Source organism: Pseudomonas sp. HTZ2, assembly GCF_033173945.1.
In the GTDB taxonomy this organism is placed as follows: Bacteria; Pseudomonadota; Gammaproteobacteria; order Pseudomonadales; family Pseudomonadaceae; genus Aquipseudomonas; species Aquipseudomonas guariconensis.
Window position 1 is genome coordinate 3,636,473 of the sequence record NZ_CP137332.1, and the last position, 15,240, is coordinate 3,651,712.

At 62.8% G+C, this 15,240-nt stretch carries 13 protein-coding genes; 7 read left to right on the top strand and 6 right to left on the bottom strand.

Features of this window, described 5'->3' with window-relative positions; translation table 11 throughout:
- Positions 1-318: 318 nt before the first annotated feature.
- Positions 319-450 carry a hypothetical protein gene (locus R6G97_RS16850; protein WP_256544354.1) on the bottom strand — a complete coding sequence of 44 codons (132 nt, stop codon included), beginning with the start codon at positions 448-450 and terminating at the stop codon, positions 319-321.
- Positions 451-621: 171 nt separating this feature from the next.
- Positions 622-3,501, bottom strand: a complete 2,880-nt coding sequence (locus R6G97_RS16855; RefSeq protein ID WP_043214572.1) for a ribonucleoside-diphosphate reductase subunit alpha — start codon at positions 3,499-3,501, stop codon at positions 622-624.
- A 778-nt stretch (positions 3,502-4,279) separates the two neighbouring features.
- Between R6G97_RS16855 and R6G97_RS16860 the strand changes: the two genes are divergently transcribed.
- Together R6G97_RS16860 and R6G97_RS16865 are read left to right on the top strand one after the other, a co-directional pair.
- Positions 4,280-4,993 (top strand): response regulator transcription factor, encoded by a 714-nt coding sequence (locus tag R6G97_RS16860; RefSeq protein WP_317847251.1) that lies wholly within the window; start codon positions 4,280-4,282, stop codon positions 4,991-4,993.
- 29 nt (positions 4,994-5,022) lie between these two features.
- Positions 5,023-6,594: an ATP-binding protein gene (locus R6G97_RS16865; RefSeq protein WP_090344016.1), complete on the top strand. Its 1,572-nt coding sequence runs from the start codon at positions 5,023-5,025 to the stop codon at positions 6,592-6,594.
- A 3-nt stretch (positions 6,595-6,597) separates the two neighbouring features.
- On the opposite strand, the gene R6G97_RS16870 is transcribed toward R6G97_RS16865, so the two are convergent.
- A complete protein-coding gene (locus tag R6G97_RS16870; RefSeq protein ID WP_043214567.1) occupies positions 6,598-7,299 on the bottom strand; it encodes a 4'-phosphopantetheinyl transferase family protein in 702 nt (233 codons plus the stop codon).
- A gap of 77 nt (positions 7,300-7,376) precedes the next feature.
- A complete protein-coding gene (locus tag R6G97_RS16875) occupies positions 7,377-8,168 on the bottom strand; it encodes a dienelactone hydrolase family protein (RefSeq protein ID WP_182942452.1) in 792 nt (263 codons plus the stop codon).
- A gap of 131 nt (positions 8,169-8,299) precedes the next feature.
- On the opposite strand from R6G97_RS16875, the gene R6G97_RS16880 reads away from it, so the two are divergent.
- The 4 genes from R6G97_RS16880 (at position 8,300) to R6G97_RS16895 (ending at position 12,797) form a co-directional block, all read left to right on the top strand.
- Entirely contained in the window at positions 8,300-8,902 is a 603-nt protein-coding gene (locus tag R6G97_RS16880) for an outer membrane beta-barrel protein (RefSeq protein WP_043214562.1), read from the top strand.
- A 140-nt stretch (positions 8,903-9,042) separates the two neighbouring features.
- The gene (locus tag R6G97_RS16885) at positions 9,043-9,720 is read left to right on the top strand and encodes a response regulator (RefSeq protein ID WP_043214559.1); all 678 of its coding nucleotides are present in this window, start codon (positions 9,043-9,045) and stop codon (positions 9,718-9,720) included.
- Positions 9,717-11,063 carry an ATP-binding protein gene (locus tag R6G97_RS16890; protein WP_317847252.1) on the top strand — a complete coding sequence of 449 codons (1,347 nt, stop codon included), beginning with the start codon at positions 9,717-9,719 and terminating at the stop codon, positions 11,061-11,063. Before R6G97_RS16885 ends, R6G97_RS16890 begins: the two co-directional genes overlap by 4 nt.
- A 411-nt stretch (positions 11,064-11,474) precedes the next feature.
- On the top strand, positions 11,475-12,797 hold the full coding sequence (locus R6G97_RS16895; protein ID WP_043214554.1) for a dicarboxylate/amino acid:cation symporter: 1,323 nt from the start codon (positions 11,475-11,477) through the stop codon (positions 12,795-12,797).
- A 140-nt stretch (positions 12,798-12,937) separates the two neighbouring features.
- On the opposite strand, the gene R6G97_RS16900 is transcribed toward R6G97_RS16895, so the two are convergent.
- A complete protein-coding gene (locus tag R6G97_RS16900; RefSeq protein ID WP_043214551.1) occupies positions 12,938-13,432 on the bottom strand; it encodes a SprT family zinc-dependent metalloprotease in 495 nt (164 codons plus the stop codon).
- Between the two features lie 128 nt (positions 13,433-13,560).
- Positions 13,561-14,160 (bottom strand): Yip1 family protein, encoded by a 600-nt coding sequence (locus R6G97_RS16905; RefSeq protein ID WP_043214549.1) that lies wholly within the window; start codon positions 14,158-14,160, stop codon positions 13,561-13,563.
- Between the two features lie 253 nt (positions 14,161-14,413).
- Here R6G97_RS16905 and ttcA point away from each other — a divergent pair, with 253 nt between their 5' ends.
- Positions 14,414-15,238, top strand: coding sequence for a tRNA 2-thiocytidine(32) synthetase TtcA (gene ttcA, locus R6G97_RS16910; RefSeq protein WP_043214547.1), 825 nt, complete (start codon positions 14,414-14,416; stop codon positions 15,236-15,238).
- Positions 15,239-15,240 lie beyond the last annotated feature (2 nt).

Consider the following 15,240-nt stretch of genomic DNA (forward strand, 5'->3'; position numbering starts at 1 on the left):
GCGGGCTGGCCAAGCGGTTGGGTACGGCCTGTGTCACGCAGTCGATCATTGGCTAAACCCTTTTTCGAGGGGGGGCGAAGTATAACGGAATTCGCTACCGATCGGAGCGACGCTAGGCCGGTCTGCTGTAATTTTTCGACCGGTATCAGGCGCGTCCGTTCACGAATCACGCGTCGTTTCCACGGGGAAGGAGTTTAGCGGAAAAATCGCAGATGTGGTGTTTGATTTTTTGATCTAACACAAAATATTGTGTTTTCGAGGTGGGGTTGTCAGCGTCGAAAAACCGCACCCGGAGGGCCTTGGCCTTCCGGGCGGGTCTTAGCGGCAGCGGTTGCGCAGCGTCTGGACGATGTGCGTCCTGGGGTTGTTGCGCGCCTCTTCGACCGTGGTGAAACGGCCGGTTTCGGCATTGCGGCCAATCTTGCGAGTTGCAGGTTTCTTCCGAGCCATCGTGATGTCTTCCGTGTGGGTCAGTGAAGCCCGTGTCCTGGCGTCCAGGGCACGGAGCAGTACTGTTTTATCCCTTCGCGAAAGCGACGTGCAGAGGGCAGAGTCTCTCGATGACGCGGATACAAAAATGCCGCAAGCGGCGCCTTAAGGCGCCTCCCACGGCATGGGGTGTTACTGGCAGGCTTCGCAGTCTGGCTCGTCGATCGCGCAGGCCTTAGGTACCGGGGCTGGGCCCGCTGCCTGGACCGGGGCGCTGTCGCCGCCGCTGGAAACAGCGTTGAGCTTGCCGGTGTTGATGGTCGACTTCTCGGTGCTGGTGGCGGCCAGGGCACGGAGGTAGTAGGTGGTCTTCAGACCACGGTACCAGGCCATGCGGTAGGTCACGTCCAGCTTCTTGCCCGAGGCGCCGGCGATGTACAGGTTCAGCGACTGGGCCTGGTCGATCCACTTCTGGCGACGGGAGGCGGCATCGACGATCCACTTGGTCTCGACTTCGAACGCGGTGGCGTACAGGTCCTTGAGCTCTTGCGGAATACGCTCGATCTGCTGCACAGAACCGTCGTAGTACTTCAGGTCATTGATCATGACCGAGTCCCACAGGCCGCGAGCCTTGAGGTCACGGACCAGGTACGGGTTGATCACGGTGAACTCGCCCGACAGGTTCGATTTGACGTACAGGTTCTGGTAGGTCGGCTCGATCGACTGCGAAACGCCGGTGATGTTGGCGATGGTCGCGGTCGGCGCGATGGCCATGATGTTCGAGTTGCGGATGCCTTTCTTGACGCGCTCGCGGACAGGGGCCCAGTCCAGGGACTCTTCCAGGTTGACGTCGATGTACTTGGCGCCACGGGCTTCGATCAGGATCTGCTGGCTGTCCAGCGGCAGGATGCCCTTGGACCACAGGGAGCCTTCGAAGGTCTGGTATGCGCCGCGCTCGTCGGCCAGGTCACAGGATGCCTGGATGGCGTAGTAGCTGACCGCTTCCATCGACTTGTCGGCGAACTCGACCGCAGCGTCCGAGCCGTAGGGGATGTGCTGCAGGTACAGTGCGTCCTGGAAGCCCATGATGCCCAGGCCGACCGGACGGTGCTTGAAGTTCGAGTTCTGCGCCTGGGGCACCGAGTAGTAGTTGATGTCGATCACGTTGTCGAGCATGCGCACGGCAGTCTTGACGGTACGCGCCAGTTTCGCGGTGTCCAGCTTGCCGTCGACGATGTGGTTCGGCAGGTTGATCGAACCCAGGTTGCACACGGCGATTTCATCGGCGTTGGTGTTCAGGGTGATCTCGGTGCACAGGTTCGAGCTGTGGACCACGCCCACGTGCTGCTGCGGCGAACGCAGGTTGCACGGGTCCTTGAAGGTCAGCCATGGGTGGCCGGTCTCGAACAGCATCGACAGCATCTTGCGCCACAGGTCTTTGGCCTGGACAGTCTTGAACACCTTGATCTTGTTGTACTCGGTCAGGGCTTCGTAGTACTCGTAGCGCTCTTCGAAGGCCTTGCCGGTCAGGTCGTGCAGATCAGGCACTTCCGAAGGCGAGAACAGGGTCCACTTGCCGTCGTCGAAGACGCGCTTCATGAACAGGTCCGGGATCCAGTTGGCGGTGTTCATGTCGTGGGTGCGACGACGGTCGTCACCGGTGTTCTTGCGCAGCTCGAGGAATTCCTCGATGTCCAGGTGCCAGGTTTCCAGGTAGGCGCAGACCGCGCCCTTGCGCTTGCCGCCCTGGTTGACCGCGACGGCGGTGTCGTTGACGACTTTCAGGAACGGCACGACGCCTTGCGACTTGCCGTTAGTGCCCTTGATGTACGAACCCAGGGCGCGTACCGGAGTCCAGTCATTGCCCAGGCCACCCGCAAACTTCGACAGCATGGCGTTGTCGTGGATGGCTTTGTAGATGCCCGACAGGTCATCCGGCACGGTGGTCAGGTAGCAGCTCGACAGCTGCGGACGCAGGGTACCGGCGTTGAACAGGGTCGGGGTCGAAGCCATGTAATCGAACGAGGAGAGCAGGTTGTAGAACTCGATCGCACGGGCTTCTTTGTCTTTTTCCTGCAGCGCCAGGCCCATGGCCACGCGCATGAAGAACACCTGTGGCAGCTCGAAACGTACGCCATCCTTGTGGATGAAGTAGCGGTCGTACAGGGTCTGCAGGCCCAGGTAGGTGAACTGTTGGTCACGCTCGTGCTCGATGGCCTTGCCCAGACGCTCCAGGTCGTAGCCTTTGAGGGCAGGGTCGAGCAGCTCGAACTCGACGCCTTTCTCGACGTAGGCCGGCAGGGCCTTGGCGTACAAGTCGGCCATTTCGTGGTGGGTGGCGCTGTCGGCCACGCCCAGGAAGCCCAGGGCCTCGGCACGCAGGGTGTCCATCAGCAGGCGCGCGGTGACGAAGGAGTAGTTCGGCTCGCGCTCGACCAGGGTACGGGCGGTCATAACCAGGGCGGTGTTGACGTCCTTGATGGCCACGCCGTCGTACAGGTTCTTCAGGGTGTCGCGCTGGATCAGCTCGCCATCGACTTCGGCCAGGCCTTCGCAGGCTTCGCTGATGATGGTGTTCAGGCGCGCCATGTCCAGCGGCGCCAGGCTGCCGTCGGCCAGGGTGATGCGGATGCTTGGGTGCGGCTCGACCACGGATTCGGTGTTGGCGCGGGTGGCACGCTCCTTGGCGCGCTGTTCGCGGTAGATCACATAGTCACGGGCGACTTTTTGCTCGCCGGCGCGCATCAGGGCCAGTTCGACCTGGTCCTGGATTTCCTCGATGTGGATGGTGCCACCCGATGGCATGCGACGTTTGAAGGTCGCGGTGACCTGCTCGGTCAGGCGAGCGACGGTGTCGTGGATGCGCGACGAGGCAGCGGCGGTGCCGCCTTCAACTGCGAGGAACGCCTTGGTGATGGCCACGGTGATCTTGTCGTCGGTGTAGGGAACGACAGTACCGTTACGCTTGATCACGCGCAGTTGACCGGGTGCGGTCGCGGCCAGATCCTGGTTCGAATCGGCGGCCTGCGGCACCTTGGCCTGCGGGTTCTCGCGAGTTGTGTCGGTTTGCATGGGTGGGTGTCTCCACAGTTTCTATATTGTTCAGGCGCCTTTGGGGCGCCCACCGTTCCATCCACTAGCCTGATGGCCACGCGCGGGGACGCGCATGCACGCGCATCCGCCCGCTCGGGCGTACCGACTTCGGGACAGACTCAGGAATAAGGGGCAATAACCTGCCGCTCCCTGGCCGAAGTCAAAGGTTTTGGGCTGAGCCCAAAAACTGTTGCTGATGAGTGCCAGGCCTGGCCTGCAACACCCATGCCCGAACAAGTCCCTGGATGGGCTTGCCTCGGTCGCCTCCGCAGGAGCGGTTTGGCTGTTGGAATCACGTTAAGTTCAGCCAGACAAATCGCTTGAACTTCTCTGTTGACTTGTGTTTGTGATTTTGCTCGAACCCCAATATCTAGTGGTTCGCTGCGATGGGGATACAAGATAATGCGGTATCAGGGGCTTTGCAAGGTGAGCGCCTGTGGATAACTTGTGCGTACTTTGTGTGTGATCCGTGGGTATTCGCTGTAGGCCTTGTCCTAGCTGGCCTTCACTTTTTTTCTGCGTTCCCATGCCCTGTCGCTGATTTTTTCGGGCGCGAACCCTATCACAAAAATCGTCCCGGCCGAGGGCCTGCGACAGGCGGCTTGGCGTGGTTGGCAGGGGCGAGGGTGGGACGTAGTATCCGGGGGCAATGTTGCCTTTTGGTGAACGGTGGCTGACGGGCCCGATGCCATCGCCGGTTGTACACTGCAACGCCAGCAGGCGGCTCCAGAACAAGAATAATCAGTGAAGGCGGACCATGGACCAGCCCAACAATCGGATTTTGATCGTCGAGGACGACCAGCGACTGGCGGAACTCACCGCCGAGTATCTGCAGGCCAACGGCTACGAGGTGGCAGTGGAGGGCGATGGCGGTCGGGCGGCGCGGCGTATCATCGACAGCCAGCCGGACCTTGTGATCCTCGACCTGATGCTGCCCGGCGAAGATGGCCTGAGCATCTGTCGACGCGTCCGCGGGCAATACGTCGGCCCCATCCTCATGCTCACCGCTCGCAGCGATGAACTCGATCAGGTCCAGGGCCTGGACATGGGCGCCGATGACTATGTGTGCAAACCGGTGCGTCCACGCTTGCTGCTGGCGCGCATCACCGCCTTGCTGCGGCGCAGCGAAGCCCCGCAGAGCAAGCGTCAGGAGCTGCAGTTCGGTGCATTGCGCATCGACAGCCGCGTGCGCGAGGCCTGGTTGGGCGAGCAGGCGATCGAACTGACCGGCGCCGAGTTCGACCTGCTCTGGTTGTTGAGCAGCAATGCCGGGCGGGTGTTGTCTCGCGAAGAGATCTTCACCTCCTTGCGTGGCGTCGGCTACGACGGCCAGGACCGCTCGATCGATGTGCGTATTTCCAAGATCCGCCCCAAGATAGGTGATGACCCGATCCACCCGCGTCTGATCAAGACCCTGCGTAGCAAGGGCTACCTGTTCGTCGGCGAGACCGCCCAGGCAGCGGCCCCGTGAATTCGATCTTCTTGCGCATTTACGGTGGCATGCTCGCCGTGCTGGTGCTGGTGGCAGTGCTTGGGGTGCTCAGCCTGCATCTGGTCAACCAGGTGCGCGCTGAACGGCACCGCGAGGGACTGGCCCAAGGCACCTTCAGCCTCATGGCGGACAACCTGGCCCTGCAAGATCCGGTCGAGCGCAAGCGCTCGCTGTTGATCTGGGAGCGCTTGCTCGGCGTGCCGCTGGACTTGCAGCCGGCCTCGGCCTTCACCTTGGATGGTGGCCAGCGCACGCGCCTTCGTCGGGGCCTGGTGGTGGTGGAAAAGACCGGCCCGCATGCCGTGCGCGTCTTGCGCCAGATCGGCGATGAAGACCAGCTGTTGGTGGCCCAGGTCAAGCAGGTCAGTGAACAGTTGGCCCGCGCCACGCTCTATCTACTGGCCGATGAGCTGGTGCGCTACCCGGTCGCCGAACAGCAGCGACGTCTGGCCGAGATCAGCAAGAGCAAGGGCTTTGGTTTCGACATCGCCCTGCAGCGCCTGGAGCGGGCAGGGCTGGACGACGACCAGCGGCGCCGGGTCGAGGAGGGCGACACGGTGATGGCGTTGGGCAAAGATGGCGATTCGGTGCGGGTGTTTTCCGGATTGACTGGCTCGCCCTGGGTGCTGGAGATCGGGCCGTTGCATCAGCTCAACCCGTATCCGCCGCAGTTGCTGGTCCTCATCGCCTTCCTTGGTTTGTGCCTGATCGGCCTGGTGGTGTACCTGCTGGTGCGCCAGCTGGAGCGACGCCTGTCGGGGCTGGAGGTCGCGGCCACGCGCATTGCCCAGGGTAGCCTGGAGACCCGCGTGCCCGAGGGGGACGCCGACTCGGTGGGGCGCCTGGCCGAGGCCTTCAATGGCATGGCCGAGCATCTGCAGCGTTCCTTGACCATGCAGCGCGAGCTGGTGCGGGCGGTGTCCCATGAGTTGCGTACACCCGTGGCGCGCCTGCGCTTTGGCCTGGAAATGATCGAAAGCGCCAGCAACGAGCAGGCCAGGGCCAAGCACCTGGCTGGGATGGACAGCGACATCCAGGACCTGGACAAACTGGTGGACGAGATGCTGACCTACGCCCGCCTGGAGCAGGGCACACCGGCCTTGAAATTCCAGGCGGTAGACCTCGACGCCCTGCTCGAGCGCGTGATCCAGGAGCTGTCGCCGTTGCGGGTCGAGGTCAAGGTGGTACGCGGCGACTGCCAGGGTGCGGATGCGGCAGGCGCCTGGGTCGATGCCGAACCCCGCTACCTGCACCGGGCGCTGCAGAACCTGGTGGGCAATGCCATGCGGCACGCCGAATCCCAGGTCAGGTTGAGCTATCAATTGGGCCTGGAGCGCTGCCGCATTGATGTGGAAGACGATGGGCCCGGAATTCCCGAAGGGGTCTGGGATCGCATCTTCACCCCTTTCACCCGCCTCGACGACAGCCGTACCCGCGCCTCCGGCGGGCATGGCCTGGGGTTGTCGATCGTGCGCCGGATCATCTACTGGCACGGGGGCCGGGCAATGGTCGGACGCAGCGAGGCGTTGGGCGGGGCCTGCTTCAGCCTGATCTGGCCGAGCCACCGGCCGCAGGTCTAGGGGTTATACGTTGATCAGGCTGAGCAGGTAGCCATCCTGGACACAGAACTGACCTTCCAGCTCGCGGCCAGCCTGCCAGTCGGCTGAAAGGTCGGTGAGCAGGCGCAGGCGGGCATAACCCTCGACAGACCATTCCAGCAGCTCGGCGTGTTCGAAGTAGAAGCGCTGCCGGGTCAAGGGGTAGAGCGCTTTGAACAGGCTTTCCTTGAGTGAGAACGTCAACGTCACGCCCAGGCCGAGCTGGCTATAGTCCAGGCGCTGGAGCTCGGCGGGGGTGAGGATCTCGCCAGCCAGGCGTTCGGCGCGTTCGTCGTTCAGCAAGGATTCCTGGTCCAGGCCCAGGCCAGCGCTGTCGCCATCGGCAGCAACCACAGCGGCGGCCCAGCCTTTGCCATGGGTGATCGAGCCGTGAATGCCGGCCGGCCAGATCGGCGAACGGTCCTCATGGGTGGCGGGCACGTAGTCGCGTCCATCCAGCGCATGCAGCGCCGCACGTGCGCAGACCCGGCCTGCCAGGTACTCGGCCTGGCGCTTGGCCACCGAGCGCTGCAGGCTGGCGCTTTGTTCGATGCCGGCGCGCTGGAAGTCGTCCGGCGCCAGGCGCGCGGGGTCGAAGGTGCAACTGACCAGCACCGCGCCGGGAACCGGGCGGGGCAGGGGCCAGTGGTGCTTGAGGGGGGAGCAGCAGGTGGGGTGTCTGGTCATGGTGAGTATTGTGCCAGTGGCGCCCTGATGCGCAAACCAGGCGAGTGCCGCACCCTTGACTGCCACCCCGACAGTCTTCAGTCGAAGGATTTCTTGAGGAAGGCCTGCATGTCCGCCCACGAGCGGTCATCCGCCTCTTTGTTATAGCCAATGTCCGGCCCGCCATGGTCGCCGTGGCTCAAGCGGTCGGCATCGGGATTGGTGAATCCATGCTTGGCTCCGGCAATGGAGACGAATGTCATGTCGGCGCCGGCGCTTTGCATTTCCTGCTTGAACGCTGCCACTTGCGCTGGCGGGATCATGCTGTCGGCCTCGCCGTGCTCTACCAGGATTTTCGCCCTGATCACACCCGGCTTGGCTGGCGTCTGAGTGGCCAGTGGGCCATGGAAGCTCACCACGGCGTCGAGTTTCTCGCCTCGGCGCGCGGCATCGAGCACCACCTTGCCGCCGAAGCAGTAACCCACCGCCGCCAACTGATGTTTATTGGTGTTGGGCTGGATTTTCAGCAACTCAAGCCCCGCATCGAAGCGCCGTGCAGCAGCCTTGGGGTCCTTCGTCGCCGCCGCCATGAACGCTTGGGCGTCCTTCGGATGTTCGGTGTGCTTGCCATCGCCATACATGTCGATGGCCAAGGCGTTGTAACCCAGCGCCGCCAGGTCCCGGGCCCGGCGCTTGGCATAGTCGTTCAGCCCCCACCATTCATGCACCACGATAATGCCGGGGCGCTTGCCCTCGACTGCATCGTCGTAGGCGTAGTAGCCCACCAGGCGCTGGCCATCGGCGTCCTGATAGGGAATTTCGCGGGTCTGCACCGCCGCCTGGGCGACGGCAGCGCTGCACAACAGGGCCAGGGCAAGCAGGGAACGCATGGTCGGTACTCCTTGGGCAAAGGGTGCGATTCGTTCAGCCGGGGTTCAGTCAGGGTTCAGCCGCGGTTCAGGGCTCACTCCCTACTCTAGCCACCAGACACAGACATCGCATCCAACTGGAGTATCCCACCATGAAAACACTCAATACCTTGATGGTCGCCATGGCCGTATGTGCCGCCAGTCTCACCGCCCAGGCCGCCGATGACACCTTCGCCAGCCTCACCTATGGCCAGACCAGCGACAAGGTCCGCAAGTCCGGCCTGCTGCAACGCAACACCGATCACCTGAACGCCGACGGCATCATCGGCAAGGACGGCACCTGGGGCGTGCGCGTGGGCAAGATCAATGACGATGCCCGCTATTACCTGACCTACGACAATGTCTCGGGCGACCACAGTGGCATCAAGCTGCGCCAGGAAAACCTGCTTGGCAGCTACGATGCGTTCTTGCCGGTGGGCGACACCACCAAGCTGTTCGGTGGCGGCAGCCTGGGCTTGACCAAACTGTCCCAGGAATCCTCCGGTTACAGCCGTGACACCGATGTGGGTTATGCCGTAGGCCTGCAGGCCGGCGTGCTGCAGCAGATCACCAACAACGCCTCGGTGGAGCTGGGCTACCGTTACCTGCGCAGCAACGCCAGCACCGAACTGGCCGAACATGGCGGTCCCAAGGCAGGCACCCTGCGTCTGACCAGCAGCGCCCAGACCTACCTGTCGGCCAACTACACCTTCTGACCCACAGGAGGGGCCAGGGCAACGCTGGTATGCTGCACCGGTCCCTCCGCGACCAAGCCCGCTCCTGCCGCCAGGCGTCGTGCAGAAGCGGGCTTGACCGGCACGGGAGGCGGATACAGGTATGAATCAAGGAGAGTGACATGAAGCTGCTGGTGGTCGAGGACGAGGCGCTGCTACGCCACCACCTGTACACGCGCCTGGGCGAGAGCGGGCATGTGGTCGAGGCGGTGGCCAATGCCGAAGAGGCGCTCTACCAGGCCGAGCAATACAACCACGATTTGGCCGTGGTCGACCTCGGGCTGCCGGGCATGAGCGGTCTGGACCTGATCCGCCAGTTGCGCAGTCAGGGCAAGACCTTTCCGATCCTGATCCTCACCGCCCGCGGCAACTGGCAGGACAAGGTCGAAGGCCTGGCCGCCGGGGCCGACGACTATGTGGTCAAGCCGTTCCAGTTCGAAGAGCTGGAGGCGCGCCTGAATGCCTTGCTGCGCCGCTCCAGCGGTTTCACCCAGTCGACCATCGCGGCAGGGCCCCTGGTGCTGGACCTCAATCGCAAGCAGGCGACCTTGGACGAGCAACCGCTTGCCCTGACCGCCTATGAATACCGCATCCTCGAATACCTCATGCGCCATCACCAGCAAGTGGTGGCCAAGGATCGTCTGATGGAGCAGCTCTACCCCGATGACGAGGAGCGCGATCCGAATGTCATCGAGGTGCTGGTCGGTCGTCTGCGACGCAAGCTCGAGGGCGACCGTGGTTTCAAACCGATCGACACGGTGCGTGGCCTGGGTTACCTGTTCACCGAGCGCTGCCGATGATCCGCTCCCTGCGGGTGCGCCTGATGCTGGCGGCGGCGCTGTTGGCGTTGTTGTTCATGCTGGCGCTGCTACCGGCCCTGCAAAAGACCTTCAGCCTGGCGTTGCAGGAGTCGATCGAACAGCGCTTGGCCTCGGATGTGACCACCTTGATTTCCGCCGCGCGGATCGAGCAGGGGCGGCTGCAAATGCCCGAGCAGTTGCCCGACGAGCGCTACAACCTGCCCTACACCGGCCTGCTCGGCTACATCTTCGATCGCCAGGGTGCTCTGGTGTGGCGTTCGCGCGCCACTAACGGGCAGAACATCAACTACCGCCCCCGATATGACGGGCGCGGCAATGAGTTCGCCCGGATCCACCAGGATGACGGCGAGGAATTCTTCGTCTACGACGTGGAGGTCAAGCTGCTCGGGGGCAAGAGTGCCGCGTTCAGTATCGTGGCGCTGCAGCCGGTGCGTGAGTACCAGCACACCCTCGATGGCCTGCGTGAAAAACTCTACTTGGGTTTCGGGGCGGCCCTGCTGGCGCTGATGGTGCTGTTATGGGCCGGCCTGACCTGGGGGCTTCGTTCGTTGCGCAGGCTGAGCCTGGAGCTTGACGAAGTGGAAGCGGGTGCGCGTGATGGCCTGAGCGGCGAGCACCCGCGTGAACTGCTGCGCCTGACCGGCTCGCTCAACCGCCTGCTGCGTAGCGAACGTGAGCAGCGCCAGCGCTACCGCGATTCGCTCGATGACCTGGCGCACAGCCTCAAGACGCCCCTTGCGGTGCTGCAGGGCGTCGGTGAAAGCCTCGGCCAGGGTGACAGCGAACGCGAGCAGGCGCGGGTGCTGCAAAGCCAGATCGAACGCATGAGCCAGCAGATCGACTACCAACTGCAGCGCGCCAGCCTGCGCAAGAGCGGTCTGGTCCGTCATCGGGTGCAACTACGACCGGTGCTCGACAGCCTGTGCAACACGCTGGACAAGGTCTATCGCGACAAGCGCGTGGCCGTCAGCCTCGACATGCCCCGGGATGCTTGGGTGCCGATGGATCAAGGGGCAGCGCTGGAGCTGTTCGGCAACCTGCTGGAGAACGCTTATCGGCTGAGCCTCGGCCAGGTGCGTGTGAGCCTGCAACAAGCGCCTGGGCAGTTGGTGCTATGCGTCGAAGACGATGGCCCTGGCGTACCGGGCAATCAGCGTGAGCGCATTCTCAAACGGGGCGAACGGCTCGATCGGCAGCATCCGGGGCAGGGCATCGGCCTGGCGGTGGTCAAGGACATCATCGACAGCTATGACGCCGAGCTGAGCCTGGATGATTCGACACTGGGAGGCGCGGCGTTCCGGATCGTGTTCCATCTGGACTGAAACCCACTGAGGCGCTGCGCGGCACGTCCCAAGGCCTCACCCATCCTGGGGCTTGTGGATCCTGTGGGATTTACCCCGAAGTTAACGCCACAGGGCGAGCCGGCCGGGGTACGTTCTCCCTTCCTGGGCGGATTCCCGCCAACAGCCTTGTTCCAAACCCGCCAATGGGCGGAAATCCGCCAACCTCAAACTGCGCGCCTGCCCCGCCATGGGGCGCCGAAAGCCCCGAAATCCGCGGGCTGCACTGATTGCGAGCATTTTGGCATCGGCCTTGCTATCGACCTGGCAGAGGCCTGTCACAAGGCAGCTCGAACACAACGACAAATCCCTCCAAGTGCAGGAGGGTTCGCGCTTTAGGTGCCCCAACGCCCTGGGAAGGGTGGGCTCGGCACACTTGAGGAAAAACTAGCCATGACGACACGTCAGCCGTTGTACAAATCCCTGTATGTCCAGGTGTTGGTCGCCATCACCATCGGTATCCTGCTCGGTCACTACTACCCGGAAACCGGCGTAGCCCTCAAACCCCTGGGCGACGGGTTCGTCAAACTGATCAAGATGGTCATCGCCCCGATCATCTTCTGCACCGTCGTCAGCGGCATCGCTGGCATGCAGAGCATGAAGTCGGTCGGCAAGACCGGTGGCTATGCGCTGCTGTACTTCGAGATCGTTTCCACCATCGCCTTGATCATCGGCCTGGTCGTGGTCAACGTGGTCCAGCCCGGTGCCGGCATGCATGTCGACGTCAGCACCCTGAACGCCAGCAGCGTCGCCGCCTACGCCGCCGCAGGCGCGCAGCAGACCACCGTGGGCTTCCTGCTCAACATCATCCCCAACACCGTGGTGGGCGCATTCGCCAATGGCGATATCCTGCAGGTGCTGATGTTCTCCGTGCTGTTCGGCTTTGCCCTGCACCGCCTGGGCAGCTACGGCAAGCCGGTGCTGGACCTGATCGACCGCTTCGCCCATGTCATGTTCAACATCATCAACATGATCATGAAGCTGGCTCCGGTCGGCGCTTTCGGCGCCATGGCCTTCACCATCGGCCAGTATGGTGTGGGCTCGTTGGTGCAGCTGAGCTACCTGATGATCTGCTTCTACGTCACCTGCCTGCTGTTCATCCTGGTGGTGCTGGGCGGTATCTGCCGGTTCCATGGCTTCAGCGTACTCAAGCTGATCCGCTACATTCGTGAAGAGCTGATGATCGTGCTCGGCACCTCCTCCTCGGAATCGGCCCTGCCACGCATGCTGGCCAAGATGGAGCGCCTGGGTGCCAAGAAGTCGGTGGTCGGCCTGGTGATCCCTACCGGCTACTCGTTCAACCTGGATGGCACCTCGATCTACCTGACCATGGCTGCGGTGTTCATCGCCCAGGCTACCGACACCACCATGGATATCACCCACCAGATCACCCTGCTGCTGGTGCTGCTGATCGCCTCCAAGGGTGCAGCAGGCGTCACCGGTTCCGGCTTCATCGTGCTGGCCGCGACCCTGTCCGCCGTGGGCCACCTGCCGGTGGCAGGCCTGGCGCTGATCCTGGGTATCGACCGCTTCATGTCCGAGGCGCGTGCGCTGACCAACCTGATCGGCAACGCCGTGGCCACGGTAGTCGTGGCCAAGTGGGTCAACGAGCTGGACACCGACACGCTGCAGGCCGAGCTGGCCTCCGGTGGTTCGCCGCTGGTCGACCCTCGTCCGGTCGATGACTTGGGCGTGGCTGAAGGCCCGGCGCGCTGATTGCGTTGTGAAATCGAAGAAGGCGACCCTCGGGTCGCCTTCTTTATTTGTAATGCCTGCCGGCCTGTTCGCAGGTAGACCCGCTTGCACAGGTTTGGCGCAAGCCTTGTGGGGGCGGGGTTAGCCGCGAATGCTGCTTGTCATTCGATGCGGGTCTCGCCGCTGTAAACCAGGATCTCACGACACCGCCTGCACAGATAGCGTCGCCCCTGGCGCACCAGCTTGTGCCGCTGGGCAGTGAACGGGAAGTCACTTTCCGGGCAGGGGCAGCGGTAGATGTAGCGGGTGGCCACGCGCCGCTTCACTTCATAGTTGTGGCAACGGTTCGGTGGCAATTCATACACGCCCCGCATGATCAGTTGCCATTCCTCGCCATGGGCCTGGATCTTGTCGCCGAACAGCTGGTGCGCCACCAAGTGTGCCACTTCGTGGGCAACGGTCTGACGCAGGAAGTCTTCCTGGTTCTCCCGGTACAGCTGCAGATTGAAGCGCAGCAGGTTTTCGTGCAGATGAGCGACGCCGGCCTTCTGGCCGCGCAGCTTGAAGCTGACTTGCGGGCGAGGGAAGGTGCGTTTGAAGAAGGCTTCAGCTTGCTGGTAACAGGTTTCGACGCGTTGTTTGAGCAGCTCGGGCATGGCGGGGTGGTTCTCCTGAGCGGGCAATTATGCCGCAAGCGCCAGGTGCCTGCCGGGCCATCTGTCAGCACACAGCCAGAGGCCGCCTTGCGGCGGCCCCGGGGTGACGCTCCTATGTTGCGTTGGATCTAGTTGGTATAGACAGGCCCCACACCCAGCCCCCAGATGATCACCGTGGAGGCCATGATCGCCACCAGCACCACCAGGCCTACCGCCAGCACGGAGCTGGAGAACAGGAAGCCTTCGTCGGTGGGGATATTCATGAAGGTCGGCAGGCCGACATAGAGCAGGTAGACCGTGTAGCAAATGGCCGCCGTGCCCACCAGCATGCCAAGCCAGAGGTGCGGGTAGAGCGCCGCCAGGCCGCCGATGAACAGCGGGGTGGCGGTGTAGGTGGCAAACGCCACGCATTGCGCCATGGATGGGGTGGCATCGTAGGTGCGGGCCATCCAGTGGATGAAAGCCCCCATGACCGCGACCCCGGCGAGCATCGCCAGGTAGGACATGATGCTCATCCATAGTGCGCTTTCCATCGTCAGCATCACCGCCGGTCGATCGCCTATGACCCAGCCGACCTGGGTGGTGCCGATGAACGCCGACACAGCCGGGATCGCGGCGAGTATCAGCGTGTGGGTCAGGTACATGTGGCTGATGCTTTCGTCCTCGCCACGAATCTCCTTCCACTCCTGGTCAGGGTGGGTAAACAGCCCCAGAACGTGATGGATCATGCCGGTCACTCCTATCGTCGTTGTCAAACGCCCCCCAAGTGGAGCGCTTGCGGCCCGAGGCCTGGACACCGATGCAAGCGGTCGTGTGGCCTTATCTCGCAGTATAGGAAGCCGTTACCTACATAAACCTGGGTTTTTAGAGCAAATTGCGCTGTCAGATGCGCGCTTGATTCTTTATCGGAATGGCCTACGCCCCCGCTCGGTTTGTGCGTAAAATAGCCCGCTTTTGTCACACCTCGCGGATCCAAGCGCTATGGGCACCCTCTCGGTCAACCAGAACAAACTGCAAAAACGCCTGCGTCGCCTCGCTGGCGAAGCCATCACCGACTACAACATGATCGAGGATGGCGACAAGGTCATGGTCTGCCTGTCCGGCGGCAAGGACAGTTACACCATGCTCGACGTTCTGTTGCACCTGCAGAAGGTGGCGCCGATCAAGTTCGAGATCGTCGCTGTGAACATGGACCAGAAGCAGCCAGGCTTCCCTGAGCACGTGTTGCCGGCCTATCTCAAGGAGCTGGGCGTCGAGTACCACATCGTCGAGAAGGACACCTACTCGGTGGTCAAGGAGCTGGTTCCGGAAGGCAAGACCACCTGCTCGCTGTGTTCGCGCCTGCGCCGCGGCACGCTGTACACCTTCGCCGACGAGATCGGTGCGACCAAGATGGCCCTCGGGCACCATCGCGACGACATCGTCGAGACCTTCTTCCTCAACATGTTCTTCAACGGCTCGCTCAAGGGCATGCCGCCGAAGCTGCGCGCCGACGACGGTCGCAACGTGGTGATCCGCCCGCTGGCCTACTGCAGCGAGAAGGACATCCAGGCCTACTCGGACATGAAGGGCTTTCCGATCATCCCTTGCAACCTGTGCGGCTCTCAGGAAAACCTGCAGCGCCAGGTGGTCAAGGACATGCTGGTGGAATGGGAACGCAAGCACCCGGGCCGCACCGAGAGCATCTTCCGCGCTCTGCAGAACGTCGCGCCATCGCAGCTGGCCGATCGCAACCTGTTCGATTTCACCAGCCTCAAGATCGACGAAAGCGCCACTCCGCGTTTTCTCGATGTACTGAACATCTGACC